Here is a 26,710-nt window from a genome sequence, read left to right as displayed (position 1 = left end):
TGCGTCAGTAGTTCGCGCCCAACTGCTCCAGGATCGCCGGATTCTCGAGCGTGGACGTGTCCTGCGTGATCGCCTCGCCCTTGGCCACCGAGCGCAACAGCCGCCGCATGATCTTGCCCGAGCGGGTCTTCGGCAGGTTGTCGCCGAAGCGGATGTCTTTCGGTTTGGCGATCGGGCCGATTTCCTTGCCGACCCAGTCGCGCAGCTGCTTGGCGATGGCCTTGGCTTCGTCGCCAGTGGGCCGCGAGCGCTTCAGCACGACGAAAGCGCAAATCGCTTCGCCGGTGGTGTCGTCTGGGCGGCCGACGACTGCGGCTTCGGCCACGAGCTCGGTGCACGAGACCAGCGCCGACTCGATCTCCATCGTGCCCATGCGGTGGCCGCTCACGTTGAGCACGTCGTCGATGCGGCCGGTGATCGTGAAGTAACCGGTCGTCGCGTCGCGGATCGCGCCGTCGCCGGCGAGGTAGTAGCGGCCCTGGAAGTCGTCGGGGTAGTAGCTCTTCTTGAAGCGCTCGGGGTCGCCCCAGATCGTGCGGATCATGCTCGGCCACGGCTTCTTCACGACCAGGATGCCGCCCTGGCCCCAGGGCACGTCCTTGCCGGTCTCGTCGACCACGGCGGCCATGATGCCCGGGAAGGGCAGCGTGCACGAGCCCGGCACCAGCGTGGTGGCACCCGGCAGCGGCGTGATCATGTGGCCGCCGGTCTCGGTCTGCCAGAAGGTGTCGACGATTGGGCAGCGGCCGCCGCCCACGTGCTTGTGGTACCACTCCCAGGCCGCCGGGTTGATCGGCTCGCCCACCGAGCCGAGGATGCGCAGGCTCTTCAGGTCGTAACGATCGGGGTGCACGGCGGCGTTGCCTTCGGCGGCCTTGATCAGCGAGCGGATCGCCGTGGGCGCGGTGTAGAACACCGTGACCTGGTGGTCCTGAATCATCTTCCAGAAGCGGCCGGCGTCGGGGTAGGTGGGCACGCTCTCGAACACCACCTCGGTGCCGCCGAGCGCGAGCGGGCCGTAGGTGATGTAGGTGTGGCCGGTGACCCAGCCGATGTCGGCGGTGCACCAGAACACGTCGTCGCCCTTCAGGTCGAAGGTCCACTTGGTGGTGAGCGCCGCGTGCAGAAGGTAACCGCCGGTCGAGTGCTGCACGCCCTTGGGCTTGCCCGTGGAGCCCGAGGTGTAGAGCAGGAACAGCGGGTGCTCGGCGCCCACCCATTCGGGTTCGCAGGTCGTGGCCTGGTTCTTCACCTCGTCGTGCAGCCACTTGTCGCGCGCCGCGTTCCAGGCGATCTTGCCGCCAGTGCGCTGGTAGACGATCACGTCACGCACCGATTCACAGCCTTCGAGCGCGAGCGCTTCGTCGACGATGGACTTGAGCGGCAGTTGCTTGCCGCCGCGCAGTTGTTCGTCGGCGGTAATCACCATCACGGCGCCGGTGTCGGCGATGCGGTCACGCAGGCTCTGCGCCGAGAAGCCGCCGAACACCACCGAGTGCGTGGCGCCGATGCGGGCACAGGCCTGCATGGCGACCACGCCTTCGACCGACATGCCGATGTAGATGACGACCCGGTCGCCCTTCTTCACGCCGCGCGCGCGCAAGGCGTTGGCCAGGCGGCAGGTGCGCTCCAGCAGTTCGGCGTAGGTGACCTTGCTGACCTTGGCGTCGTCGGCCTCGAAGATGATCGCGACCTTGTTGCCCAGGCCGGCTTCGACCTGGCGGTCGAGGCAGTTGTACGAGGCGTTGAGCGTGCCGTCGTCGAACCACTTGAAGAAGGGCGCGTTGCTGTCGTCGAGCACCTTCGTGAAGGGCTTCTTCCAGCTGATGAGTTCACGCGCCTGGCGCGCCCAGAAGGCCTGGTGGTCGGCCTCGGCCTCGGCGCAGAGCGCGTTGTAGGCATCCATGCCCGGAACGTGGGCCGCCTTCGCGAGGGCGGCAGGCGCGGGGTAGAGGTGGGTGTCGGCGGCGCTCATGGCTTGTCTCCAGGTGGGCTCGTGGTTTTGATTCTGCAGCTGGGCGAGACCATAAGCAGACGCTCTTACGAAGGCCTTACTCTGCCACCGCACGGGTTGGGCCCATGGTGCGGCCACTACAATTTCCGGCAACCGGACTATCCCTGAAAGCCCCTTCATGGCCCAGACGCCTTCGCCCACGCCCCCGCCCGTGAAGCTGCGGCCGTTGCCCAATTTCATCTTCATGAGCCGCTGGCTGCAGCTGCCGCTCTACCTCGGGCTGATCCTGGCGCAGTGTGTCTACGTGTTCCATTTCTGGGTCGAACTGGTCCACCTGATCGAGGCGGCCTTCGGCAGCCCCACGGCACTGAACGCGCTCGTCGCCGGCATGGGCTACCAGTTTCCCGACATCAAGGACGCCGCCGGCACGGTGATCGGCCAGCAGGCGCCGAAGCTGACCGAGACCGTGATCATGCTCGCCGTGCTGGCGCTGATCGACGTGGTGATGATCTCCAACCTGCTGATCATGGTGATCGTGGGCGGTTACGAAACCTTCGTCAGCCGCATGAACCTCGAGGGCCACCGCGACGAACCCGAATGGCTGAGCCACGTGAACGCCTCGGTGCTGAAGGTCAAGCTCGGCACCGCGATCATCGGCATCAGCTCGATCCACCTGCTGAAGACCTTCATCAACGCCGGCAACTACACCGAGAAGGTGTTGATGTGGCAGACCATCATCCACATCGCCTTCCTGCTCTCGGCGATCGCCATCGCCTACACCGACAAGCTGCTCAACGCCTCTCACCCCGACGGTCACTGAGGCAGCGCGAGCGCCTCTTCCACCGCGGCCAGCAGCTCCTGCATGTCGAGCGGCTTGGTGAGGTAGCGCACGAAGCCCGCGGCCAGGCCGTGCTCCACGTCGCGCGCCATCGCGTTGGCGCTCACGGCGATCACCGGCACCTGGCGGCCGGCCTCTTCGAGCCGCAGGCGGCGCAGCACCTCGAAGCCGTCCATGCCGGGCAGCTGGATGTCGAGCAGGATCAGGTCGGGGCGTTCGTCCACCACCATCTGCAAGCCGAGCATCGGCAGCGGTGCGCTCAGCATCTGCAGGCCGGCCACGCGGCCGAGCATGGCTTCCATCAGCAGCACGTTGACAGGGTTGTCTTCGATGTAGAGCACCTTGCGAAGGCGCGCCGGCGGCAGGCTCGCGCCGGGGAGAGGCAGGGCGGCCTGTTCGCCGCGGCCCGGCGCCGCAGGGCCCTCGGTCCGTGGCAGGCGCAACCAGAAGACGCTGCCGGCGCCAACCTGGCTGTCGAGCCCGATCTCGCCGCCCATGGCTTCCATCAGGTGCTTGCTCAGCGCCAGGCCCAGGCCCGCGCCTTCCACGCCGCTGCGCACCGCGTCGAGCCGCTCGAAGGCCTGGAACAGGCGTGCCGCCTGTTCGGCGCTCAAGCCCGGGCCGTTGTCGCGGATCTCGACGCGCACGCCCTGCGCATCGACAGCGCAGGCGATGTGCACGTGGCCGTGCGGCCGGTTGTACTTGATCGCATTCGACACGAGGTTGAGCAGCACCTGCTTCAAGCGGGTGCGGTCGGCCACCACGAAACATTCACAACCGCCCTCGTCGAGCACTTTCACGTCGATGTAGTCGGCACGCGCCAGCGGGTGCACCAGGGCCATGCATTCCTGCAGCAGCTCGGCCAGTTGCACCGGCTCGAGCGAGACCTGCAGCTTGCCGGTTTCGACCAGTGCCAGGTCGAGCACTTCGTTGATCAGGTTCAGCAGGTGGCGCGCACCGCGCAGGATCTCGCCCACGTGCTCGCGCTGCTGCTCGGCCAGCGGATGGCGGGTGTCGGAGACCAGCAGTTGCCCGAACCCGAGAATCGCGTTCATCGGCGTGCGCAATTCGTGCGACATGCGCGAGAGAAATTCAGATTTGGCGCTGTTTGCACGCTCGGCCTCGTCTTTCGCTTCGGTCAGCGCCTGCTGCGCTTCGAAATACGCGGTCACGTCGGCGTAGGTGCGCACCAGGCTGCCGTCGGGCAGGTGCCGCGTCTGCACCTCGAGGCGCCGGCCGGCGCGGGTCTCGCGCACGTAGAGCTGCGGCAGGTCGAGGTGTTTCATCGCGCGGATGAAGTGGCGCGACTCGGGCGAGATGTACGACAGGGCGTCGCCGAAGTCGCCACGCTCCTTCTGGAAGGTCGCGATCTCGGTCAGCGTGGCGCCGGGCCGGACCAGCGTGTCGGGCAGGTCGAGCAGTTCGAGCATGCGCCGGTTGTGCACGCTGACGCGGCCGCTCGCGTCCATGCTGACGATGCCCTGGGCGATGCTGTCGAGCGTGACCTGCAGCGCATGGGTCTTCTGCGTCAGCTCGGCGCTGGTGGCGAGCAGCTGCTTCTCGACCCGCTTGCGCGCGCTGATGTCGGCGAACATGCCGATCGCGCCGAGACGTTTGCCCGCCGTGTCGAAGATCGGCGTGGCGTTGTTGAAGCAGTCGACCTGGCTGCCGTCGGGCCGGGAGAGCGCGATCTCGTAGCCGGTGGCCACGCCGGCGGCGCGGTGTTTCACCTGCTCCTGGAAGATCAGCGTGTTCGCGGCGTCGACGAAGGCATAGATGTTCCGGCCCAGAATGTCTTCGCGTGGCCGGCCGAGAATGCCGCACATCGCCGGGTTCACGTCGGTCGTGACGCCCTCGGTGTCGATGAACCAGAAGCCCTCGCGCGTGTTCTGCACCAGCAGCGTGAGCAGATGGTGCTGTTCGGCCAGCGCCAGTTCGGCCGCCTTGGCCTCGGTGATGTCTTGCACCACGCCGTTGATGCGAACGACCCGGCCGTCTTCGAGCTGCGGGTGGCCGATCAGCCGGACCCAGCGCTGGCGGCCACGAACCGTGGTGAGCGGATGCGCCTCGTCGTAGGGTTTGGCCGAGGCCACCACCGCAGCCAACCCGGCGCGCAACGAGGCCTGCTGCTGCGGCCCGTAGAGCCCGACGAAACCTTCGAAGGTGGGGCGGCTCGACGGCGGCGCATCGTGGATCAGGTAGGCCTGGGCGGTGAGACGCAAGGCCATCGTGGCAAGGTCGAGTTCCCAGCCCCCCACGGCCGCGGTGGCGCCGGTGCGTTCGAGCAGTTCTTCGCTGCGGCGCAAGGCCTCGGCCTGCTTGCGCTCGGCCAGCCGCAGCGCCACGTAGTTGCGCTCGACGCGGTGGGAACGGCGTGCCGTCAGGCTCAGGAAGGCGAGCGTGCCGATCACGGCGACACCGAGCGTCCAGTAGATCGAGTCGGTCTGGCCGAAGAGCTGCACGCTCAGCAGGCCGAACACCGGCGCACCGAAGGCCAGCGCAGCCGGCAGGTCGAAGGCCGTCATCGTGAAACTGCTCGCGGTCACACCGGCCAGCACGATGATGCGCACCGCCTGGTGCAGCGAGTCGTCGGCCGGGATCGGCAGAAAGCTCGTCAGGCCCCACACCACCCCGTGCACGAAGATGCCCAGGCGGTAGGCCCAGAGCCAGCGCGGGTAGGCCGCCGGCTCGGGCGCCGCGCGCGAGAACAGCAGCGCCGTGACTGCGCGAGCCACCAGCACCAGCGCCAGCAGGCCCAGCCAGGCCCACAGTGCCGCCTCTGGAACGACCTCGCGTTCCATCACGAAGAACAGCGCTGCGGCGAACACCGCGCCGCCGATCGCCGATGGCAAGTTGGTGAAGTGCGTTCGCACCTGCTGCGCCCGCAAGGCGCTGGCGATCGCTTCGCGATCGTCCTGCACCGTGGCCGACAAGGCTTCAGTTTTCATGGCGCTTTCCTGCGTTCACCGCCCAGCAGCAGGGCCGAGCCGATCAGCCCGGCGACCAGCGAACCGCCGAGCACGCCCAGCTTGACCTGCGTTTCATAGGCAGCGCCCTGCCCCGCAAAGGCCAGCCCCCCGATGAACAGGCTCATCGTGAACCCGATGCCACACAGCACGCACACACCGAAGAACTGGCGTGTGGTCGCGCCTGCCGGCAGGCTGGCCCCGGTCAGGCGCATCAGCAGCCACGCGGCACCGAACACGCCGACCGCCTTGCCGAGCACGAGGCCGAACGCGATGCCGAGCGGAATGCCCTGGGCCAGCGTGGCAAGCGACACGCCTTCGAGCGACACGCCGGCATTGGCGAAGGCGAACATCGGCAGCACGACGAACGCGACCCAGGGGTGCAGCGCGTGTTCCACGGTTTCGAGCGGCGAGCCACCGGCCGGGTCGCGCAGCGGGATCGCCAGCGCGGTGGCCACACCGGCCAAGGTGGCGTGCACGCCAGACTTCAACACGCACACCCAGACGACCAGGCCGATCAGGACATAGGGCGCGACGTGCATGACACGCGCCCGGTTCAACCCGAACAGCAGCAGCGCACCGCCGCCCGCGGCCAGCAGCATCGGCAGCGAGAGCTGCGCGGTGTAGAACAGCGCGATCACGACGATGGCGCCCAGGTCGTCGATGATCGCCACGGCCGTGAGAAAGATCTTCAACGACGCCGGCACGCGCGGGCCGAGCAGCATGAGGATGCCGAGCGCGAAGGCGATGTCGGTCGCGGTGGGGATGGCCCAGCCCCGCAGTGCCACCGGGTCGGCGTGGTTCAGTGCCACGTAGATCAGGGCCGGCACCAGCATGCCGCCGACCGCGGCCGCCGCAGGCAACGACGCCTGCTTCAACGACGCCAGCTCGCCGGCCAGCACCTCGCGCTTGATCTCCAGCCCCACGAGAAAGAAGAACACCGCCATCCACAGGTCGTTGACCCACAGCAGCAGCGGCTTGGCCAGCACCAGCCAGTCGCCACCGATGCGCACTTCACCCGGCAACTCGACGAACTGGCGGTACAGCGGGGCCAACGAAGAGTTGCTGACGATCAGCGCCACCACGGCGGCTGCCGCCAGCACCACGCCACCGGCAGACTCCGAAGCGATGAAACGGCGGATGCTGCTGATCAAGTCAGGCCTCGGGTTCAGTAAACTGCGAAGCTGCATTGTCGGCCACCTTCGGCCCACCCCCTCCCCGCGTCTTCCCCGCCCTTCAGCGAGCCCCACATGACCACGATCCGCTATGCCGACCTCGTCGAGAGCGTTGCCGGCGCACTGCAGTACATCAGCTACTACCACCCGGCCGACTACATCGCCCACCTGGCGCGCGCCTACGCGGCCGAGCAGAGCCCGGCGGCAAAAGACGCGATCGCGCAGATCCTCACCAACTCGAAGATGTGCGCCGAAGGCAAACGCCCGATCTGCCAGGACACCGGCATCGTCAACGTGTTCCTGAAGATCGGCATGGACGTGCGCTTCGAGGGCTTTGCCGGCAGCATCGAAGACGCCGTGAACGAAGGCGTGCGCCGCGGCTACGACTTTGCCGACAACAAGCTGCGCGCCAGCATCGTGGCCGACCCGCATTTCGAGCGCAAGAACACGAAAGACAACACGCCCGCCGTCGTCCACATGACGATCGTGCCCGGCAACACCGTCGACGTGCAGGTCGCCGCCAAGGGCGGTGGCAGCGAGAACAAGAGCAAGTTCGTGATGATGAACCCCAGCGATTCGCTGGTCGACTGGGTCATGAAGACGGTGCCGACCATGGGCGCCGGCTGGTGCCCGCCCGGCATGCTCGGCATCGGCATCGGCGGCACGGCCGAACGCGCCATGCTGATGGCCAAGCAGAGCCTGATGGAAGACATCGACATGTACGAGCTGAAGGCACGCGGGCCGCAGAACAAGGTCGAAGAACTGCGCATCGAACTCTGCGACAAGATCAACGCGCTGGGCATCGGCGCGCAAGGCTTGGGCGGCTTGACGACCGTGCTCGACGTGAAGATCGCCACCTACCCGACGCACGCCGCGAGCAAACCGGTGGCGATGATCCCGAACTGCGCCGCCACGCGCCACGCGCACTTCGTGCTCGACGGCTCCGGCCCGGCCTACCTGGAGCCGCCGAGCCTCGACCTGTGGCCCGACGTGAAGTGGGCGCCTGACTACAACAAGTCGAAGAAGGTGAACCTCGACACGCTGACGAAAGAAGAAGTCGCGGCCTGGAAACCCGGCGACACCCTGCTGCTGAACGGCAAGATGCTGACCGGCCGCGACGCCGCGCACAAGCGCATTCAGGACATGCTGGCCAAGGGCGAGAAGCTGCCGGTGGACTTTGCCAACCGCGTGATCTACTACGTCGGCCCGGTCGACCCGGTGCGCGACGAAGTGATGGGCCCGGCGGGCCCCACCACCGCCACACGCATGGACAAGTTCACCGAGATGATGCTGGCGCAAACCGGCCTGATCGGCATGATCGGCAAGGCCGAGCGTGGCCCGGCCGGCATCGAGGCCATCAAGAAGCACAAGAGCGCCTACCTGATGGCGGTGGGCGGCGCGGCCTACCTCGTGTCGAAGGCGATCAAGCAGGCCAAGGTGGTCGGCTTTGCCGACCTCGGCATGGAAGCGATCTACGAGTTCGACGTGACCGACATGCCGGTCACGGTGGCCGTCGACTCGCAGGGCGTGTCGGTGCACGAGACCGGCCCGAAGGACTGGGAAGCGCGCATCAGGTCGGGCATCGGCAAGATCCCGGTCACGGTGGCCTGACCTTTCTCGCTGGCGCCGGCCTGGCCCGGCGCCCTGACTACGGCTGCTTGCCGATCTCGGTCAGCAGCCGCGTCATCAGGTAGAGCCGCGGCACGATCGAGTCGATCTCGATGTATTCGTCGCGGGCGTGGTAGCCCCAGCCTGCCAAGCCGAAACTCTCGACCACCACGGCCTTGCCCGAGCGCGCCGCGAAGGCCGCGTCGGTGCCGCCGCCGGTCATCGGCACGAGCGCCAGGTCGCGGTCGATTTCCTTGTAGATCGCTTGCGCCTGTTCGGCCAAGGCCTTGCCGCGCGGGCCGGCCAGGAACGAGGGGCGGCCGACCACCAGCTTCGCGGTCGTCACGGTGTCGGGCACGAGCTTGCTGCTGGCCAGCTTCGCCTGCAGCGCGGTGTTGAGCTTCTCTTCGGCACCGGGCACGGTGATGCGCACGTCGCCACGCGCCACCGCCAGCTCGGGGATCTGGTTGGTGGCCTTGTTCGAGACCACGTTGGTCCAGTTCAGCGTCACGCCGGGAATGTCTTTCGCCAGGTCTTTCGTCTGCAGCATCTGGTGCGAGATCTCGATGATCGCGTTGCGGCCCTGCTCGGGTGCCGCGCCCGCATGCGCCGCACGGCCTTTCACTTCGAGCGTGGCCGCGGCGATGCCGGCCGCGCCGAGCAGCAAGGCTTCGGTCTTCACCACCGCCTTGGCGCCGGTGGGTTCGAACGACAGCACCGTGTCGTGCTGGTCGGCCAGCGTGGCGATGATCTCGCCGGAACCGGCCGAGCCCACTTCTTCGTCGGCGTTGAACAGCACGGTGACTTGCGCGTAGTCTTTCCAGCCCGCGTCGGCCAGGATCTTCAGGCCGTGCAGAATCACTGCGATGCCGCCCTTGTCGTCGGCGATACCGGGGCCGTAGAGCTTGTTGCCGTCGACCTTGTAGGGCTGGCTCTGCAAGATGCCGCGCTCGTACACGGTGTCCATGTGGCCCTGCAGCATGATCCGTTTCTTGCCGCTGCCGGTGAGCGTGCCGATCACGATGTCGGCGCCGGCACCGGCGGTCGACTTGCGGCGCTCGGTCTTGAAGCCCAAGGCCTTCAGCCGGTTGTCGAGCAGCGTGGCCATCTTCGCCAGGCCTTCCACGTCGGCGCTGCCGGTCTCGATGCCGACCAGCTCTTTCAGGCTCTCGATCACCGCGGGCTGCGCCTGCGTGGCGGCGGCCAGCAGCCTGGCGCCGGGCGCGGCGGCCGCGGCGCCGGCACACAGAGCGAGCCCGATGGCGGTGGCAAGAAGGTTCGTGGGGCGGGCGGTGGGTCGGCGCATCGGGGGCTCCTGAAAGGTCGTTGGCGTTCAGCTGCCGGGCAGCAGGTCGTTAGTATTGCCCAGACAAATTCGCCGCCCGGGAACAGCGATGCCGCCTTCAGAGATTCAACTCTTCCTGCGTGAACGCCACGGCCACGCCCACGTCACCAACGAAGAACTGTTCTTCGACCTGATCTATGCCTTTGCGATCACGCAGCTCTCGCACCGCCTGCTCGAACACCTGACGCTGGCAAGCGCACTGCAGACGCTGGTGCTGTGGTTCGCCGTGTGGCTGGGCTGGCAATACACCGCGTGGGTCACCAACTGGTTCAACCCGCAGAACCGCGCCATGCGGGTGATGCTGTTCGGCGTGATGCTGCTCGGCCTGATGATGTCTTCGGCCATTCCCGAGGCCTTCGGTGAACGGGGCCTGGTGTTCGCCGTGTGCTTTGCAGCGATCCAGGTGGGGCGCAGTGTCTTCGTGCTGTGGCAGTTGCCGGACGGGCACGCCTTGCGGCCGAACTTCACGCGCATCTGCGGCTGGCTGTGCATCTCGGCCGCCTTGTGGGTGGCCGGCGGCTTGTCGCAGGGTGATGCGCGGCTCGCGTTCTGGGCCGGCGCGGTGGCGTGTGAATACCTGTCGCCGATGTTCGGGTTCGCCTTGCCGGGGCTGGGCCGCTCGCGCTCGTCGGACTGGACGATCGACGGTGCGCACCTCGCCGAGCGTTGCCAGCTGTTCGTGATCGTGGCACTCGGCGAGTCGATCCTCGCCACCGGCGCCGGCTTCAGCGGCTCGAAACACTGGGACGTGCCGACCTTCATCGCGCTCTTCGTCGCTTTCGCCGGCAGCCTGGCCATGTGGTGGATCTACTTCGACACCGCCGGCAAACACGGCAGCGCGGTCATCACCGGCTCCAGCGACCCGGGCCGCATCGGCGCGCTGTTCCACTACATCCACGTCACACTGATCGCCGGCATCATCGTCAGCGCGGTGGCCGACGAACTCGTGATCCACCACCCGGCGCATCACGTCGACCTGGCCACCGCCTGCGCGCTGGTCGGCGGCCCGCTGATCTACCTGCTGGGCAACGCGGCCTACAAGAAAGTGGTGTACGGCCGGGTGCCGCTCTCGCACCTGGCCGGCGTGGCGATGCTGGTGGCGCTGTTCCCGGCCGCCTTTCTGACCGACCGGTTGATGGTCGGCGGCCTCGCAAGCCTGGTGATGGTCGTCGTGGCGGTCTGGCAAAGCCTGAAGACGCCTCGGCCGGCGAACGCATGAGCCCGCGCCAACCCGCTGCCGGCCAGCTCTCGACCACCGCCTTCGCCACGCTGCTGCTGATCGCCTTCATGATGGGGGCGAACCACGTCGCGGCGCGCGTGGCCTTCGAGCACGGCGTCGACGTGGTCACGGCGGTCGCGGTTCGCAGCAGCGTCACGGCGGTGGTGGTCTGGCTGTTGCTGGCGCACGCCCGCGTGCCGCTGAGGTTCGAGCGCCGGCACCGCTGGGCCTTGCCGGGCATCGGTGTCCTGATCGCGGTGCAGAGCGTGTGCCTGTATTCCGCGGTCGCGCGCTTGCCGGTGGCGCTGGCCTTGCTGGCCTTCAACACCTACCCGTTGTGGACGGCGCTGTGGGCGCGTGTGTTCTACGGCCACCGCGCCGAGCGGCGCGTCTTGATGGCGATGCCGGCGATGCTGCTCGGCCTGGCGCTCGCGCTCGACGTGCTGGGCGCTGCGTCGGGCCTGGGCGCGGCCGGGCAGTGGCAGAAGATCGGCGCCGGCGTGGCCTTCGCGCTCGCCGCCGCGGCCACGTTCGGTCTGGCGCTGGTGCTCACGCAGCACGAAGCCGGTGGCGTGGACGGCCGTTTGCGCACCGCCACCACGATGACGCTGGTGGCCGTGTTCGCGCTCGCCGGGTCGGGCCTGCAAGGCGGGCTGCACTTGCCGAATGCGGCGGCCGGATGGTTCGGCCTCGGCGCGCTCACCTTCCTGTACGGCACCGCGTTCACGATCATGTTCACGGTGCTGCCGCGGCTCGGCGTGGTGGGCAACTCGGCCATCATGAACGTGGAGCCGATCTTCGCGCTGGGCTTGGCGTGGGCGATCCTCGGTCAGTCCATCGCCGCCATTCAGGTGCTGGGTGGCCTGATCGTCGTGGCCACCGTGGTCTGGCTCGGGCTGCGCCGGCGCGCCGCGGCCTGACGACGCCCCTTCACCCGCGCGGGTGGTGCGTGGCGTGCAACTGCTTCAGCCGCTCGCGCGCCACGTGGGTGTAGATCGTGGTCGTGGAGATGTCGGCGTGGCCGAGCAGCATCTGCACCGCGCGCAAGTCGGCACCGTGGTTCAGCAGGTGCGTGGCGAAGGCATGGCGCAGCGTGTGCGGTGAGAGCGGCACCTGCACACCACCGCGCAGCGCGTGCGCCTTGATCAGCTTCCAGAACATCTGGCGCGTCATCGGCCCGCCACGGGCGGTCACGAACAACGCGTCGCTCGCCTGCCCCTTGAGGATCTCCGCGCGGCCGTCGGCCAGGTAACGCTGCAGCCAGGCCTGCGCTTCCTCGCCGAAGGGCACGAGCCGTTCTTTCGCGCCCTTGCCGGTCACGCGCAGGGCGCCTTCGCTCAGACTGAGGTGCACGCTCTTCAGCGTGACGAGCTCGCTCACGCGCAGACCGCTCGCGTACATCAACTCGAGCATCGTGCGGTCGCGCAGGCCGAGCGCCGTGTCGATGTCGGGCGCCCCGAGCAGGGCTTCGACCTGCGCTTCGCTCAGCGTCTTGGGCACGCGCAAGGGCTGGCGCGCCGTGAGCAGCTTCAGCGTGGGGTCGCTCGTGAGCAGGTGTTCGCGCAGCGCCCAGCGAAAGTAGCGCTTGAAGACGGTGAGGCGCCGGTTGCTGCTGGTGGCCTTGCTGCCTTCGTGGCGCGCCACGCGGTATTCGAGAAGATCGCTCTCGCGAGTGGCGTCGATGGCGCGCTCGGCGTGGCGCGCGAGCCAGCCGGCGTAGAGCTGAAGGTCACGCCGGTAGGCCGCCAGCGTGTTGTTCGACAGACCGTCTTCGATCCACAGAGCATCGATGAAACGGTCGATCGACGCCTGGCTGGCCTGGATCGCTTCCAGCCCTTACTCCAGCGTGAGCTTCTGCAGCGCCACGACCTTCTTGTAGACCTCGAACTCGGCCGCGATCTGGGCGGCGAATTCGGCCGGCGAATTCGCGACGATGAGCGAACCGGTGTCTTCGATGCGCTTCTTCACCGACGGGTCTTCGAGCGTCTTCTTCACCGCCGTGCTGATCTTGTCGACCACTTCTTTCGGCAGGCCCTTGGGGCCGTAGATGCCGTAGTAGGCCATGCGGTTCACCGGCTCCAGCCCCACTTCCTTGAAGGTCGGCACGTTCGGCAGCTGCGCCAGGCGCTGCGGCGCGGCGACCACGATGGCGATCAGGCGGCCGTCCTTGATGAACGGCAAGGCCGAGGGCAGGTTGTCGAAGATCATCGGCACCTGGCCGGCCACCGTGTCGTTCAAAGCCGGGCCAGCACCGCGGTACGGGATGTGCGTGACGAAGGTGCCCGAGAGGTTCTTGAACAGCTCCATCTGCAGGTGGCCGATGCCGCCGGTGCCCGAACTCGAAAAGCTGTACTTGCCGGGGTTCTTCTTGAGCTCGGCCAGAAAGCCCTTGTAGTCGCGCGCCGGGAAGCTCGGGTGCACGGCGATCACGTTCGGCGTGGCCGCCACGTTGATGATGGGCGTGAAGTCGGTCAGCGGGTTGTACGGGATCTTCGGGTTGATCGCGGGGTTGGCCGCGGTCGTCGACACCGTGGCCATGCCGAGCGCGTAACCATCGGGCACGGCACGCGCGGTTTCGGTGGCACCGACCGAGCCGCCGCCGCCGGCCTTGTTCTCGACGATCATGGTCTGACCGAGCGGGCCATTGATCTTTTCAGACAGCACACGCGCGACGATGTCGGTCGTGCCGCCGGGCGCGAACGGCACCACCAGCCGCACCGGCTTCGAGGGGTAGGCCTGGGCCCAGGCGCCCGTGGAAACGCCCAGCGTGGCGGCGGTGAGGGCAGTGACGATCAGGTTGCGGCGTTGCATCGGGTCGATCTCCGTCGAAGACAAAAGAGAAAAGTGTAGGGCCAGACCGTCAAGACCCTGCAGCGGGCTCACCCTGCCCCGCGTCCAAGCCGGCCGGCGCGCGCTGGCACACTCGGCCCATGTCGAATGCCCTGCTGTTGTTGCCCGACTTCCTGCTGATCCTGCTGGGTTTCGTGCTCTGCCACAAGACGGCCCTGAACCGCCCGGTCTGGGACGCCGCCGAGCGGCTCGTCTACTACCTGCTGTTCCCGGTGCTGCTGTTCAACTCGATCCTGAAGAGCCCGCTGCAGCCGGCCCAGACACTGAGCCTGGCCGCGGCGGCCGTGTGCACCGTGGGCGCCGGCGTGCTCATCGCCTTTGCGATCGGGCGCTGGCCAGGGGTCGACGCGCGCCTGCACGCTTCGGGTGCACAGACCGCGTTCCGCTTCAATTCCTTCATCGGCCTGGCCTTGTCGGAACGGCTCGGCGGGCCGCAAGGACTGGCGTGGATGGCCCTGTGCATCGCACTCTGCGTGCCGCTGTGCAACGTGGCCGCGGTGTGGCCGCTGGCGCGCCACGGTGGGCATTCCTACGGCCGCGAGTTGCTGCGCAACCCGCTGATCCTGAGCACGGTCGCGGGCTTGATCGCGAACCTGGCCGGGCTGAAGTTTCCCGAGGCGGTGGCGACGACGCTGCAGCGCATCGGCCTGGCGGCCTTGCCGCTCGGTCTGATGGCGACCGGTGCCGGCCTGCACTTCGGCCGACTCAAGTCGGCACCGGGCCTGGCCACGAGCTTCATGGCGGTGCGCCACGCCGTGTTGCCGGCCCTGGCGATCGGCCTCACCGCGGTGCTCGTGCTGCCGCCCGAGCAACGGCTGATCATCGTCATGTTCGCCGCGCTGCCGACCGCGTCGAGCGCCTACGTGCTCGCCGCGCGGATGGGCGGCGACGGCGGTTACGTGGCCGGGCTGGTGACGCTCTCGACGCTGCTGGGCATGGTCAGCGTGCCGCTGTGGCTCGCGGTGCTGGCGGGGCTTCAGTAACGCCTTCTCAAGGGCGCTGCGCGAGCGCCCATTCGATGTGCTCGCGCACCAGCTCGCCGGCGCTCGGCAGACGCTGTGCGAGCTGCTGCGAGAGGGCATCGGCCTCGCTGCCCCGCGCCACGCGCAGCGCATTGCCCAGCGCCACCGCGATGTTGCGTTGCCAGCGCTCGTGGCCGATGCGCCGGATCGGGCTGCCCTCGGTGAAACGCAGGAATTCTGGTTCGCTCCACGACCACAAGTCCAGCAAGGTGGCGTTGCCGACCGACGCGCGCACATCGAAGTCGGGCAGGCGGCTCGCTTTGGCGTACTTGTTCCAGGGGCACACGAGCTGGCAGTCGTCGCAGCCGTAGATGCGGTTGCCGATGAGCGGCCGCAGCTCGACGGGGATTGGCCCCGCATGCTCGATCGTCAGGTAAGAAATGCAACGCCGCGCGTCGAGCCGGTAAGGCGCCACGATGGCCTGCGTGGGGCACACGTCGATGCAGGCGCTGCAGCTGCCGCAGTGCGCGTCGGCGGGCTCGGTGAGCGGCAAGGCGAGGTCGACGTAGATCTCGCCGAGAAAAAACATCGACCCGGCGTCGCGGCTCAGCGCCAGCGTGTGCTTGCCACGCCAGCCGATGCCGCTCTTCGAGGCCAGCTCGACCTCGAGCACCGGCGCAGAATCGGTGAACACACGGTGGCCGAACGGTCCCACGCTGTCGGCCAATCGATCGGCCAGTGTTTGCAGGCGCGAGCGCAACACCTTGTGGTAGTCACGGCCACGGGCATACATCGAGAGTGTGGCCTGTGCCGGGTCTTCGAGCCGGCGCCATTCCACCGCCTGCCAGTCGCCCGGCGCGCTGCGTGGCAGGTAGTCCATGCGCGCGGTGATCACGCGCACGGTGCCCGGCACCAGCTCGGCCGGCCGCGCGCGTTTCAGGCCGTGTGCCGCCATGTAGGCCATCGAGCCGTGAAAACCGTTGTTCAGCCACTCCAACAACCCGGCTTCGGCGTGCGACAAATCCACATCGGCCACACCGATCTGGGAAAATCCGGCGGCCGCGGCCCACTGGCGCAAATTTGCCAGCAGCGCGGCCTTGTCCAGACCTGTCTGCAACCCTGCCTCTCGAGCACCGATCATTTGTCGATACTACTGACCCGCCGCCTGACCTGGCGCGACGAAGCCGCTTGTGCGAGCGCGGCCGCAGAGCTCGCCCGCCACGCCGGCGTGCACCAGGCCTTCATCGAACTCCACGGCGCACTCGGCGCCGGCAAGACCACCTTCGTCCGCCACCTGCTGCACGCGCTCGGCGTGCCCGGGCGCGTGAAGAGCCCCACCTACACCGTGATGGAACCCTACGAGGTGCCCGGCGCGAACGGCCCGTTGCACATCTGGCACTTCGACTTCTACCGTTTCAACGACCCGCAGGAATGGGAAGACGCGGGCTTTCGCGACGTCTTCGCGAGCACCGGCCTGAAGCTCGCCGAGTGGCCTGAAAAAGCCGACGGCCTGCTGCCCCAGCCCGACCTGCGCGTCTTCATCGAACCGGGCCTGGGCGACCAGCGCGAGGTGCGCATCACCGCGCACAGCGAGCGCGGCGTGGGCTTGCTGACGTGAAGAGCACACGCCGTGCCGCGCTGCGCTCGATGGGCGCCACCGTGCTGCTGCTCGGCGCACGCGAACTGGCCTTCGGCGCCAGCATCGTCGCGGTGCGTGTCTGGCCGGCGGCCGACTACACGCGCATCACGATCGAGTCCGACGCGCCGCTCGCCGAAAAGCACTTTCTCGCCGAAGCGCCGGGACGGCTGGTGATCGACATCGACGGCCTCGAGCTCAGCCCCGCGCTGCGCGAGATCGTCGGCAAGGTGCGCGCCGACGACCCTTTCATCGCCGGCGTGCGCGTGGGCCAGAACCAGCCGCGCGTGGTGCGCCTGGTGATCGACCTGAAACAGCCGACCGCGCCGCAACTCTTCACGCTCGCGCCAGTGGCCGCCTACCAGCACCGGCTGGTCTTCGACCTGTACCCCACGCGCGAACGCGACCCGCTGCTGGCCCTGATCCGCGAGCGTGAATCGGCCGAGCAGCAGGCCGCCAAAAGCGTGCAGGACGCGCTCGGCGAGTTCATCGGCAAGATGGACAAACCGCCGCTGCTGCCGCCGAACGCCGAGGCCTCGGCCGGCCCGCCGCTGGTCAACGCACCGGTGCCCGCGGCCACGCCGGCACCGATCCCGCAGGCGCAGATGCAGACGCCCGCCCCGCTCAGCCCGCAAGCGCAGGGCCGCATCGACCGCCTGGTGGTCGTGGCCATCGACCCCGGCCACGGCGGTGAAGACCCGGGCGCCGTGGGGCCGAGCGGGCTGCGCGAAAAAGACGTGGTGCTCGCGGTGGCGCTGCAGTTGCGCGACCGCATCAACGCCCTGCCCAACATGCGCGCCATGCTCACGCGCGACGCCGACTTCTTCGTGCCGCTGCAAGAGCGCGTGCACAAGGCGCGGCGGGTGCAGGCCGATCTGTTCGTCTCGATCCACGCCGATGCCTTCATCACACCGCAGGCGCGTGGCGCTTCGGTGTTCGCGCTCAGCCAGGGTGGCGCCAGCAGCTCGGCCGCACGCTGGATGGCCAACCGCGAGAACGCGGCCGACATGGTGGGCGGCATCAACATCAAGGCCAAGGACGCGAGCGTGTTGCGCGCCTTGCTCGACATGAGCACCACCGCGCAGATCCGCGACAGCCTCAAGCTCGGCGGCGAAGTGCTGGGCCAGATCGGCAAGGTCGGCAAGCTGCACAAGGGCAGCGTCGAACAGGCCGGCTTCGCGGTGCTGAAGGCGCCCGACATTCCGTCGATCCTGGTCGAGTCGGCCTTCATCTCGAACCCCGAAGAAGAAGCCAAGCTGCGCGACCCGCAGTACCAGGCGCAGCTGGTGCAGGCGCTGGCCGTCGGCATCCAGCGCTACTTCGCGAAGAACCCGCCGCTGGCAAGATCGCGGCAACTTTGAACATCGACAAGAACACCGGAGGAGACCTCATGCTGCACCCCCAGACCCGCGCCCTGCTCGACCTGATCGAACAGAAGAAGATCCCGCCCACGCACACGCTGAGCGTGGCCGACGCGCGGGCCTACTACCGCGACCGGCGCAGCGTCACGCAGCCCGCCCCGCCCGAAGTGGCGCTGGTGCGCGACCTGCAGGCGGCGGGCCCGGCCGGCCCCATCCCGCTGCGCCTGTACCGGCCGCTGGGTTCGCCTGCCGACGCTTCGTTGCCGGTGCTCGTGTACTACCACGGCGGCGGCTGGGTGATCGGCGACCTCGACACGCACGACAGCCTGTGCCGCGCGCTCTCCAACGAAGCCGGCTGCGCGGTCGTTGCGGTCGACTACCGGCTGAGCCCGGAGCACCGCTTCCCGGCGGCGGTGAACGACGCGATCGCCGCCACGCGTTGGGTGCACGCGAATGCCGCCGAACTGAAGCTCGACGCCTCGCGCCTGGCGGTGGGTGGCGACAGCGCGGGCGGCAACCTCGCCGCCGTGGTGTCGATCGCGGCGCGTGACAGCGGTGACCTGCCGATCCGGTTCCAGCTGCTGATCTACCCCGCCACCGACCAGCACCGCACGGCACCGTCGCACACCACGAACGGCGAAGGCTACCTGCTGACGCGCGACACCATGGACTACTTCAGCGGCCACTACATCGCCGACCGGTCGCACTACGCCGATTGGCAGAGCTCACCGCTGCTGCACACCGATCTGTCGAAGCTGCCGCCGGCGCTCGTGCTCACCGCCGGCTACGACCCGCTGCGTGACGAAGGCGCGGCCTACGCCGAAGCGCTCACCGCGGGTGGCAACCGGGCCAGCTACGTCTGCTTCGAGCGCCAGATCCACGGCTTCATCACGATGGGCAAGGTGCTCGACGAAGCGAACACGGCGGTGACGATGTGCGCGGCAACGCTGCGGCGGGCGCTGGCGGCCTGATGCGCAAGGCCTTGTTCGTCTGCGGGCTGATGGCGTGGGCCGGAGCGAGCCTTGCCGCGGCGCCTTCGGTCTTTCTCGAAGAGCTCACCTGGACCGAGCTGCGCGACGCGCAGCGTGCCGGCAAGACGACCGTGATCATCCCGGTCGGCGGCACCGAACAGAGCGGTCCGCACCTCGTGCTCGGCAAACACAACGCACGCGTGAAGCTGCTGGCCGGGCGCATTGCCGAAAGCCTGGGCAACGCGGTGGTGGCACCGGTGGTGGCCTACGTGCCCGAAGGCAACATCACGCCGCCGAGCTCGCACATGCGCTTCACCGGCACGATCTCGATCCCCGATGCCACGTTCAAGAGCCTGCTCGATGCGAGCGCCCGCGGCTTCAAGCAGCATGGCTTCACCGACGTGGTGCTGATCGGCGACCACGGCGGTTACCAGAACCTGCTGAAAGCGGTGGCGGCAAAGCTCAACCAGGACTGGGCCGCCACGCCTGCCCGCGCCCACTTCATCGACGAGTACTACCGCGTCACGCAGACGGCTTACGTCAAGTCACTTCAAGCCAAGGGCCTCGCCGAAGCACAGATCGGCGTGCATGCCGGTGCCGCCGACACCGCACTGCAGATGGCCGCCGACCCGGCCGGCGTGCGAGCCGATCAGTTCGCACTCGCGGCGCGCGAAGGCCCGGCGCTCGGGGTGACCGGCGACCCGCGCAGCGCCAGTGCCGCGCTCGGGCAGGTTGGCCTGGAATTGATCGTGTCACACACGGTTGCAGCAATCCGGCTCGCGCTTGCGCCACGTCATTGAAGCCTGCTGCTTTGCTTCGATAATTCGAAGTCCAACGAAGAACCACGAGACAGCCCTTGAGCAAGACCCGAACCATTGCCGCCCTGACCGTGCTCGCCGGCAGCGCCACACTCGCCTGGTGGGCGACCGCGCAAACGACGCCTGCCGCCAGTGCGCCCGTGGCAGCCAAGCCCGCCACCGTGAACACCGTGCCCGGCATGCCGCCGGTGCCCGACGCGAAGAACCTCTACAGCGAAACCGTCGCCGGCCGCCTGAGCCCGAATGTCGCCGGTGCGCTCGAGCGCGTGTACGTGCCGAACCGCAGCGCCAACACGGTGTCGGTGATCGACCCGGCCACGCTCAAGGTGGTGAAGACCTTCCCGGTCGGCATCAACCCGCAGCACGTGGTGCCGTCGTGGGACCTGAAGACACTCTGGGTCGCCAACAACGCCGAAGGCCGCACCGACGGCAGCCTGACGCCGGTCGACCCGCTCACCGGCAAGCCCGGCGCGCAGGTGATGGTCGACGACCCGTACAACATGTACTGGTCGCCCGACGGCCAATACGCGATCGTGGTGGCCGAAGCCTACAAACGGCTCGACTTCCGCGACCCGCGCACGATGGAGATGAAGTATTCGATCGCGACCCCCGAGTGCGCCGGCATCAACCACGCCGACTTCTCGATCGACGGCCGCATCGCCTTCTTCACCTGCGAATTCAACGGCTCGATCACCAAGATCGACCTCGTCAACCGCAAGGTGCTGGGCACGCTCAAGTTGAGCCAGTACTTCAACCGCCCCGACGCGCTGGCGCTGATCGCCAAACCCGGCAAGAAGCCGAAGAAGGTGCCCGACCCGAGCCAGCTCGGCGCCGAGATCTGCACCACGCCCGGCATGCCGCAAGACGTGCGCGCTTCACCCGACGGCAAGACCTATTACGTGGCCGACATGATGGCCGACGGCGTGCACGTGGTCGACGGCGAGACCCTCAAACAGACCGGCTTCATCGCCACCGGCGTCGGCGCGCACGGCCTGTACCCAAGCCGCGACGGCAAGAGCCTGTACGTGGCCAACCGCGGCAGCAACCTGATCCACGGCAAGCCAGGCGGGCCGGGCAGCGTCTCGGTGATCGACTTCGCCACCGCGAAGGTGCTGAAGACCTGGCCGATCGAAGGCGGCGGCAGCCCCGACATGGGCAACGTGAGCGCCGACGGCAAGTACCTGTGGCTCTCGGGGCGCTACGACAACGTGGTCTACCGCTTCGACACCGAGACCGGCGCCGTCGACAAGGTCAAGGTCGGCCGCGAGCCGCACGGGCTGACGGTGTGGCCGCAGCCCGGGCGCTATTCGCTGGGGCACACGGGCAACCTGCGCTGAACCAAGGCAGGCTTCACGCCTGCGCGCGCAGCGGCCGGAAGAACTCGCGAATCTCGTGCGCCAGCGCTTCGGGCTGCTCCATCGCGGCGAAATGGCCGCCGCGGGCCTGCACTGTCCAGCGCCGGATGTCGCTGTACATGCGTTCGGCCGCCGAACGCGGCGGCCTCAGGATCTCGCGCGGGAACTCGGCGTAGCCCGTCGGCACGTCGACCGTGGCGCCCGGCGGCACAGGCCACGGCCGGTTCAGGCGCGCGTGGTAGGGCCAGAACGACGAACCGATGGCGCCCGTGGCCCAGTAGAGCGTGATGTTGGCCAGCATGTCGTCGCGCGAGATCGCGTTGGCCGGGTCGCCGTCGCAGTCGCTCCAGCTGCGGAATTTCTCGACGATCCATGCCGCGAGGCCGGCCGGTGAATCGGTGAGGCCGAAGGCGAGTGTCTGCGGCCGGGTGCCCTGGATCCACTGGTAGCCGGTTTCGTCTTTCAGGAACTGGTTCAGCTCGCCGAGGAATCGGCGTTCTTCTTCGTTCGGGTTCTGCAGCAGAGCCGGGTCACGACGCAATGCCAGCAAGTTGAGATGGATGCCGACGAGGTGCTCGGCATACCGATAGCCGAGCCGCGAGGTGATGAACGAACCCCAGTCGCCACCCTGTGCGCCAAAGCGCGAATAGCCCAGAACGCCGGTCATCAACTCCTTGAAGACGTCGGCGATCTCTTCGACGCCGAAGCGCGGCTGGCCAGGCCGGAACGACAGCGTGTAGCCCGGCAACGAGGGCGCCACCACGCTGAAAGCATCGGCCGGGTCGGCACCGAACGCGGCCGGGTCGGTCAGCATCGGGATGAGCCGCCGAAACTCGAACACCGAGCCGGGCCAGCCGTGCGACAGCAGCAGGGGCAGCGGCGCCGGCCCCCGCCCCTGCTCGTGAATGAAGTGAACGTCGATGCCCGCCAGCGGCACCGTGTACTGCGCAAAGCGGTTCAGCTCGGCTTCGCGGGCGCGCCAGTCGAAACCGGTGCGCCAGTGTTCGACCAGCGCTTGCATGTAGCCCACGCTGGTGCCGGTGCGCCACGGCGGCTCGCCGCCCGGTTCGTCGGGCCAGCGTGTCTGTGCCAGGCGCGCGCGCAGATCGTCGAGCACCCGGTCGGCCACGTGCAACGTGAACGGCGAGAAGGCGGCATGCGGCATGCGGGCCGGCCTGTCAGGTGGTCGACGATTCGTCGTCCGGCACCACGGCGCAGCCGCTGATGCGCCAACGCTTGTCGCTCTGGCGCTGCAGCTCGTAGACAGCGCGCCACAGGCGCCCTTCGGCATCGCGGAACTGCACCGCCTGCGTGACCACGCCGCCCGCGCCTTCGGGGCGGAAGTAGCTCACCGAGCGAGGGCTAATCAGCATCGCGTAGCTCTGCCGCACCATGGCCATGAAGAGATCGGCGTCGCCGAACTGCTGGCGGATGGCCGGGGCAGCGTACGAGAAGGCCTGCTCGGCCTGGTTGTCGGCCAACGCCTTCAGCTGGGCCTGCACCACCGCGCGCACGGCTCGGCTGTCGCTTGCGCTGACGCTGTCGGCCTGCGCCGTACCGGCCAGCAAGGCCGCGCACGCGGCCAGCACCCAGAGCCACCGATCGATCCAGCGTTTGAACATGAGCGCCCCCTTGTTCGTCGACCCGTGCATTCTGCAGCCGCGGGCGATTCGGCGCTCAGGCGGCTGCTTTGCGGCGCGCCCGCCAGGCGCCGAACATCACCAGCACGCCGGGCAGGATGATCGCGCCCCAGATGATCTTGTCGAGATTGACCTTGACCCACGGAATGTTGCCGAACACGTAGCCGGCCAGCGTGACGCCACCCACCCACAGGCTCGCGCCGACGATGTTGTAGAACGTGAAGCGGCTGCGGGTCATCTCGGCCACGCCGCCGACGAAGGGCACGAAGGTGCGCAGAAAGGGGAAGAAACGCGCCGCGATGATCGTGATGCCCCCGTACTTCTCGTAGAAGGCGTGCGCCTGGTTGAAGGCGTCCTTGTTGAAGAAACGTGAGCTCTCCCACTGGAACACCTTCGGCCCGAAGTAGCGGCCGATGCTGTAGTTGCACTGGTCGCCGAGGATCGCGGCCACCGTGAGCAGGGCCATCGCCAGCGGCAGGTTCATCAGGCCGGCACCGCACAGCGCACCGACGACGAAGAGCAGCGAATCACCCGGCAGGAAGGGCATGACCACCACGCCGGTCTCGACGAAGATGATCAGGAACAGCAGCGCGTAGACCCAGGCGCCGTAGGTCTGCACGAACGTGGCGAGGTGCACGTCGACGCGCAGGATGAAGTCGAGAATGAAGTGAACGAATTCCATGCGGCGCGATTATCGGTGCGCACTGCGCCTCGCCCGCGCAAACCCGCTGGCCGCGGGTGGGATCAGGCCAGCGTGTCGAGCGCCCAGACGGTGTCGCCCCAGGCGGCCAGCGCTTCCGGGATGGGCTGGTCGGCCTCGAAGCCTTCCCAGCGGCGCTGCAACTGGTGCGCGCTGGCGATCAGGTTCCATTGCAGTTCCTGCGCCAGTGCCCAGAGCTCCACACGCAAGGCTGGGTCGTTTTCGGCGCCGCTGGTCAGCATGCCGAGTTGCTCGGCGGTGATGCCGGCATCGAAGAGCATGCTCTGCAGGGCCTCGGCCTGTTCGGCAAAAGACCGCAGCACACCGCGGCTCGCGTCGTCGAGGTCGGGGGTGGTCTGGTCGAGCGCGTCGTGCCATTCGGCCAGCAGGCCGGCGAGCAGTTGCAGCCGTTGCACCGATTCGGCCACGCCCGGGCCGGGTTCGTCGACCGGCGCCGGCAAGGTGGCGAGCAAACGCTGCACCGCCGCCACGCACGCCGCATCGAAGCGGCGCGGGCTGATGCGCAGCATCAGCGACACACGCTGCTCGGGGTACTGGCGCTTGCCGTCGAACATGGCGGTCACCACTTCGGCCAGCGACAGCACCCGCCCCAGCGGGCTGATGGCGGCGCCGGCCAGCCCGCGCGGGTAGCCCGAGCCGTCGAGTTGCTCGTGGTGTTCGACGATCGCACGCGTGACCTGCTCGGGATAGACATCGAAGCGGTTCACGAGCATCGCCGAGGTGATCGGGTGCACGTAGAGCGGCCGGCGCTCGCTGCTGCTCAGGCGGTGCCCGGCCTGCAGCAGGGCGGGGTCGATGTGCAGCATGCCCAGGTCGTGCAGCAGGCCAGCCGCCGCGGCAGCGCTCATGTCGGCCGCCGAGCCGCCGCTCTCGCGCACCAGGTGGGCACACAACAAGGCCATCAGCACGCCGTGGTCGAACTGCTCGAAGCTGGTTTCGCGCGCCAGCGTGAGCTGGAACGCCACCGGCGCCGGCAACGGAATCGCCGCCACGGCGTCGAGCAAGGCGTCGCGCGCGCCGGCGTCGGCCGCCATCGCAGCGAAGAAGGGCAGGCTGCGGATCGCATCGGCAGCCGCCTTGCGCAAACCCGCCGCGTCGATCGGCGCTTCGGTGGCGACACACTCGTCGAGACGCACCGCCAGCGGCTGCTCGAGCAAGGTGGCGACGCTGGCCGGGTCGAGGCTCACGCCGGCGTCGAGCAACTTCTCGCCGCGCAGGTTGTGAACGGCGCGCGCCGTCGACAAGGGCCGGCGCTGTGCCAGTTCGGCGATCGCGTGCAGGAAGGCCGGGCTCTCGGCGTCGGCGGAATCGTCAGAAGCGGGCGTCGGGGGCATTCGGAACGAGCAGGTTGAGCGGAGCCTGAAGCTAACCGATCCGCGCCCGCTGGCGCCACCCGGCGCCCTTTCAGAATGGCCGCTCGCGTGACATCACAACGCCCTTTGGGGCCCTTTCTACAATGGGCCGATGAACGCCTTGTTGCAAGCGCCCCCGCGCCGCCCGATCCGCGAGTTGCCCGACGAGCTGATCAGCCAGATCGCCGCTGGCGAAGTGGTCGAACGCCCGGCCTCGGTGGTGCGTGAACTGGTCGACAACGCGCTCGACGCCGGCGCCACCGAGATCGCGGTCAAGCTCGTGGGTGGCGGCATCCGCGCCATCGTGGTCGAAGACGACGGCCACGGCATTCCCGCGCCCGAACTGGCGCTGGCCTTGCGCCGCCACGCCACCAGCAAGATCGCCTCGCTGCCCGAACTCGAAGGTGTGGCGACGATGGGTTTCCGTGGCGAGGCGCTGGCCGCGATCAGCTCGATCGCCGAGGTCACGATCGCCAGCCGCACGCCCGACGCGCCGCACGCGCAGCGCCTCGACGCACGCTCGGGCGAGCTGGCGCCCTCGGCGCGCGGCGTGGGCACCAGCGTCGAAGTGCGCGAGCTGTTCTTCAGTACGCCGGCGCGGCGCAAGTTCCTGAAGACCGAAAGCACCGAACTCGCGCACTGCATCGAAGCGGTGCGCCGCCATGCGCTCACGCGGCCCGAAGTGGGCTTCGCCGTCTGGCACGAAGGCAAGCTGGTGCAGCAGTGGCGCAAGGCCAGCGCCGTGCAACGCATCGGCGACGTGCTGGGCACCGAGTTCATGGCCCAGAGCCGCGAACTGACGCTCGACCTCGGCGTGCTGCGCGTGAGCGGCCGCGCCGGCACGCCCGAAGCGGCGCGCACCCGCGCCGACCAGCAGTACGTGTTCGTGAATGGCCGCCATGTGCGCGACAAGCTCATCGCCCACGGCGCGCGCTCGGCCTACGAAGACGTGCTGCACGGCGGGCGCCAGCCGGCCTACGTGCTGTTCATCGAGATCGCGCCCGACCGGGTCGACGTGAACGTGCACCCGACCAAGATCGAGGTGCGCTTCCGCGATTCACGCGAAGTGCACCAGGCGGTGCGGCGGGCGGTGGAGAGCACGCTCGCGGTGCCGCAGGCCGGCGCGAGCGCGACTGTGGTCGGCCCCTCGCCGGGTGCCTGGTCGGACAGCGCGGCGGGCCGCTTCGGCGCCGCGCGCCAGGCGCCGCTGGGCCTGCAGCAGCCGGCCCTGCTCTACGCTCAACCGCTGGCCGCGCCAATCGGTGTGCAGGAACAACCCGCCAGCTGGACGGTGGCGCCAGTACCGGCCTTGAAGGCGGCAGCTTTCGATGCCGATGCCCACAGCTGGCCGCTCGGCCGCGCCATCGCGCAGATCGCCGGCGTGTTCGTGCTGGCCGAGAACGACCAGGGCCTGGTGATCGTCGACATGCACGCCGCCCACGAGCGCATCGTCTACGAACGGCTCAAAGCGAGCCTGGGCTCGGCCGCGATCGACAGCCAGCCGCTGCTGATCCCGGCCACCTTCGCCGCCACCGCGCAAGAGATCGCCACGGCCGAAGCCCAGGCCGACAACCTGCTCGCGCTGGGCCTCGACGTGGCGCCGCTCTCGGCCAGCGTGCTCGCGGTGCGATCGCGCCCGGCAGCGCTGGCCGGTGGCGACGTGGTCGAGCTCGCGCGCAGCGTGCTGGCCGAGCTGGCGCAATTCGAGGCGAGCACGCTGATCCAGCGTGCGCAACACCAGATCCTCTCGACCATGGCCTGCCACGGCGCGGTGCGCGCCAATCGGCAACTCACGCTCGAAGAGATGAACGCGCTGCTGCGCGACATGGAAGCGACCGACCGGGCCGACCAGTGCAACCACGGCCGGCCGACCTGGCGCCAGATCACGCTGAAAGAACTCGACGCGCTGTTCTGGCGCGGGCGTTGAACTTTTCCGCCA

Annotated in this window: 22 protein-coding genes; 11 read left to right on the top strand and 11 right to left on the bottom strand. The window is 68.4% G+C overall.

The window, feature by feature from the left end; translation table 11 throughout:
- Positions 1-4: 4 nt before the first annotated feature.
- Positions 5-1,975 carry an acetate--CoA ligase gene (acs, locus tag AC30PD_RS08800; RefSeq protein WP_489535275.1) on the bottom strand — a complete coding sequence of 657 codons (1,971 nt, stop codon included), beginning with the start codon at positions 1,973-1,975 and terminating at the stop codon, positions 5-7.
- A gap of 157 nt (positions 1,976-2,132) precedes the next feature.
- Here acs and AC30PD_RS08795 point away from each other — a divergent pair, with 157 nt between their 5' ends.
- Positions 2,133-2,774, top strand: a complete 642-nt coding sequence (locus AC30PD_RS08795) for a TIGR00645 family protein (protein WP_489535274.1) — start codon at positions 2,133-2,135, stop codon at positions 2,772-2,774.
- Here the strand turns inward: AC30PD_RS08795 and AC30PD_RS08790 are convergent.
- Together AC30PD_RS08790 and nhaA are read right to left on the bottom strand one after the other, a co-directional pair.
- Complete coding sequence (locus tag AC30PD_RS08790) at positions 2,768-5,740, bottom strand: PAS domain-containing hybrid sensor histidine kinase/response regulator (protein ID WP_489535273.1); 2,973 nt, start codon at positions 5,738-5,740, stop codon at positions 2,768-2,770. The two genes, AC30PD_RS08795 and AC30PD_RS08790, sit on opposite strands and share 7 nt — an antisense overlap.
- On the bottom strand, positions 5,737-6,912 hold the full coding sequence (gene nhaA, locus AC30PD_RS08785) for a Na+/H+ antiporter NhaA (protein ID WP_489535272.1): 1,176 nt from the start codon (positions 6,910-6,912) through the stop codon (positions 5,737-5,739). The genes AC30PD_RS08790 and nhaA overlap by 4 nt, the downstream gene beginning before the upstream one ends.
- A 96-nt stretch (positions 6,913-7,008) precedes the next feature.
- Here nhaA and AC30PD_RS08780 point away from each other — a divergent pair, with 96 nt between their 5' ends.
- Positions 7,009-8,544 (top strand): fumarate hydratase, encoded by a 1,536-nt coding sequence (locus tag AC30PD_RS08780; RefSeq protein WP_489535271.1) that lies wholly within the window; start codon positions 7,009-7,011, stop codon positions 8,542-8,544.
- 37 nt (positions 8,545-8,581) lie between these two features.
- On the opposite strand, the gene AC30PD_RS08775 is transcribed toward AC30PD_RS08780, so the two are convergent.
- The gene (locus tag AC30PD_RS08775) at positions 8,582-9,847 is read right to left on the bottom strand and encodes a glutamate carboxypeptidase (RefSeq protein WP_489535270.1); all 1,266 of its coding nucleotides are present in this window, start codon (positions 9,845-9,847) and stop codon (positions 8,582-8,584) included.
- Positions 9,848-9,935: 88 nt separating this feature from the next.
- On the opposite strand from AC30PD_RS08775, the gene AC30PD_RS08770 reads away from it, so the two are divergent.
- Both AC30PD_RS08770 and AC30PD_RS08765 read left to right on the top strand, forming a co-directional pair.
- Positions 9,936-11,105, top strand: coding sequence for a low temperature requirement protein A (locus AC30PD_RS08770; RefSeq protein ID WP_489535269.1), 1,170 nt, complete (start codon positions 9,936-9,938; stop codon positions 11,103-11,105).
- Positions 11,102-12,025 carry a DMT family transporter gene (locus AC30PD_RS08765; RefSeq protein ID WP_489535268.1) on the top strand — a complete coding sequence of 308 codons (924 nt, stop codon included), beginning with the start codon at positions 11,102-11,104 and terminating at the stop codon, positions 12,023-12,025. The genes AC30PD_RS08770 and AC30PD_RS08765 overlap by 4 nt, the downstream gene beginning before the upstream one ends.
- Positions 12,026-12,035: 10 nt before the next feature.
- Here the strand turns inward: AC30PD_RS08765 and xerD are convergent, their stop codons facing one another.
- Both xerD and AC30PD_RS08755 read right to left on the bottom strand, forming a co-directional pair.
- Complete coding sequence (gene xerD / locus AC30PD_RS08760) at positions 12,036-12,929, bottom strand: site-specific tyrosine recombinase XerD (RefSeq protein WP_489535435.1); 894 nt, start codon at positions 12,927-12,929, stop codon at positions 12,036-12,038.
- Positions 12,930-12,941: 12 nt separating this feature from the next.
- Entirely contained in the window at positions 12,942-13,916 is a 975-nt protein-coding gene (locus tag AC30PD_RS08755) for a tripartite tricarboxylate transporter substrate binding protein BugE (protein WP_489535267.1), read from the bottom strand.
- A 119-nt stretch (positions 13,917-14,035) separates the two neighbouring features.
- Between AC30PD_RS08755 and AC30PD_RS08750 the strand changes: the two genes are divergently transcribed.
- Positions 14,036-14,938 carry an AEC family transporter gene (locus AC30PD_RS08750; RefSeq protein WP_489535266.1) on the top strand — a complete coding sequence of 301 codons (903 nt, stop codon included), beginning with the start codon at positions 14,036-14,038 and terminating at the stop codon, positions 14,936-14,938.
- A gap of 7 nt (positions 14,939-14,945) precedes the next feature.
- On the opposite strand, the gene queG is transcribed toward AC30PD_RS08750, so the two are convergent.
- Positions 14,946-16,034, bottom strand: a complete 1,089-nt coding sequence (gene queG / locus AC30PD_RS08745; RefSeq protein WP_489535265.1) for a tRNA epoxyqueuosine(34) reductase QueG — start codon at positions 16,032-16,034, stop codon at positions 14,946-14,948.
- A 24-nt stretch (positions 16,035-16,058) separates the two neighbouring features.
- Between queG and tsaE the strand changes: the two genes are divergently transcribed.
- Genes tsaE through AC30PD_RS08720 form a run of 5 tightly spaced genes read left to right on the top strand, consistent with a single transcriptional unit; the run spans position 16,059 to position 21,040 of the window.
- Positions 16,059-16,535, top strand: a complete 477-nt coding sequence (tsaE, locus tag AC30PD_RS08740; RefSeq protein ID WP_489535264.1) for a tRNA (adenosine(37)-N6)-threonylcarbamoyltransferase complex ATPase subunit type 1 TsaE — start codon at positions 16,059-16,061, stop codon at positions 16,533-16,535.
- A 29-nt stretch (positions 16,536-16,564) separates the two neighbouring features.
- Positions 16,565-17,914 carry an N-acetylmuramoyl-L-alanine amidase gene (locus AC30PD_RS08735; RefSeq protein ID WP_489535434.1) on the top strand — a complete coding sequence of 450 codons (1,350 nt, stop codon included), beginning with the start codon at positions 16,565-16,567 and terminating at the stop codon, positions 17,912-17,914.
- 29 nt (positions 17,915-17,943) lie between these two features.
- Positions 17,944-18,885 carry an alpha/beta hydrolase gene (locus AC30PD_RS08730; protein ID WP_489535263.1) on the top strand — a complete coding sequence of 314 codons (942 nt, stop codon included), beginning with the start codon at positions 17,944-17,946 and terminating at the stop codon, positions 18,883-18,885.
- Positions 18,885-19,685, top strand: coding sequence for a creatininase family protein (locus AC30PD_RS08725; protein ID WP_489535262.1), 801 nt, complete (start codon positions 18,885-18,887; stop codon positions 19,683-19,685). Before AC30PD_RS08730 ends, AC30PD_RS08725 begins: the two co-directional genes overlap by 1 nt.
- 56 nt (positions 19,686-19,741) lie before the next feature.
- A complete protein-coding gene (locus AC30PD_RS08720; RefSeq protein WP_489535261.1) occupies positions 19,742-21,040 on the top strand; it encodes a YncE family protein in 1,299 nt (432 codons plus the stop codon).
- A gap of 13 nt (positions 21,041-21,053) precedes the next feature.
- On the opposite strand, the gene AC30PD_RS08715 is transcribed toward AC30PD_RS08720, so the two are convergent.
- The 4 genes from AC30PD_RS08715 to AC30PD_RS08700 form a co-directional block, all read right to left on the bottom strand.
- Positions 21,054-22,223 carry an epoxide hydrolase family protein gene (locus AC30PD_RS08715; protein WP_489535260.1) on the bottom strand — a complete coding sequence of 390 codons (1,170 nt, stop codon included), beginning with the start codon at positions 22,221-22,223 and terminating at the stop codon, positions 21,054-21,056.
- A 13-nt stretch (positions 22,224-22,236) separates the two neighbouring features.
- The gene (locus AC30PD_RS08710; RefSeq protein ID WP_489535259.1) at positions 22,237-22,680 is read right to left on the bottom strand and encodes a DUF4864 domain-containing protein; all 444 of its coding nucleotides are present in this window, start codon (positions 22,678-22,680) and stop codon (positions 22,237-22,239) included.
- A 55-nt stretch (positions 22,681-22,735) separates the two neighbouring features.
- Entirely contained in the window at positions 22,736-23,380 is a 645-nt protein-coding gene (locus AC30PD_RS08705; RefSeq protein ID WP_489535258.1) for a DedA family protein, read from the bottom strand.
- 62 nt (positions 23,381-23,442) lie between these two features.
- A complete protein-coding gene (locus AC30PD_RS08700; protein ID WP_489535257.1) occupies positions 23,443-24,753 on the bottom strand; it encodes an HD-GYP domain-containing protein in 1,311 nt (436 codons plus the stop codon).
- A gap of 130 nt (positions 24,754-24,883) precedes the next feature.
- Here AC30PD_RS08700 and mutL point away from each other — a divergent pair, with 130 nt between their 5' ends.
- The gene (gene mutL / locus AC30PD_RS08695) at positions 24,884-26,698 is read left to right on the top strand and encodes a DNA mismatch repair endonuclease MutL (protein ID WP_489535256.1); all 1,815 of its coding nucleotides are present in this window, start codon (positions 24,884-24,886) and stop codon (positions 26,696-26,698) included.
- The last annotated feature ends 12 nt before the right edge of the window (positions 26,699-26,710 follow it).

The organism is Rhizobacter sp., assembly GCF_032229685.1.
In the GTDB taxonomy this organism is placed as follows: domain Bacteria; phylum Pseudomonadota; class Gammaproteobacteria; order Burkholderiales; family Burkholderiaceae_C; genus LMDS01.
Note: the sequence above shows the minus strand (reverse complement) of the source record. Positions and strands in the feature narration are given on the sequence as shown.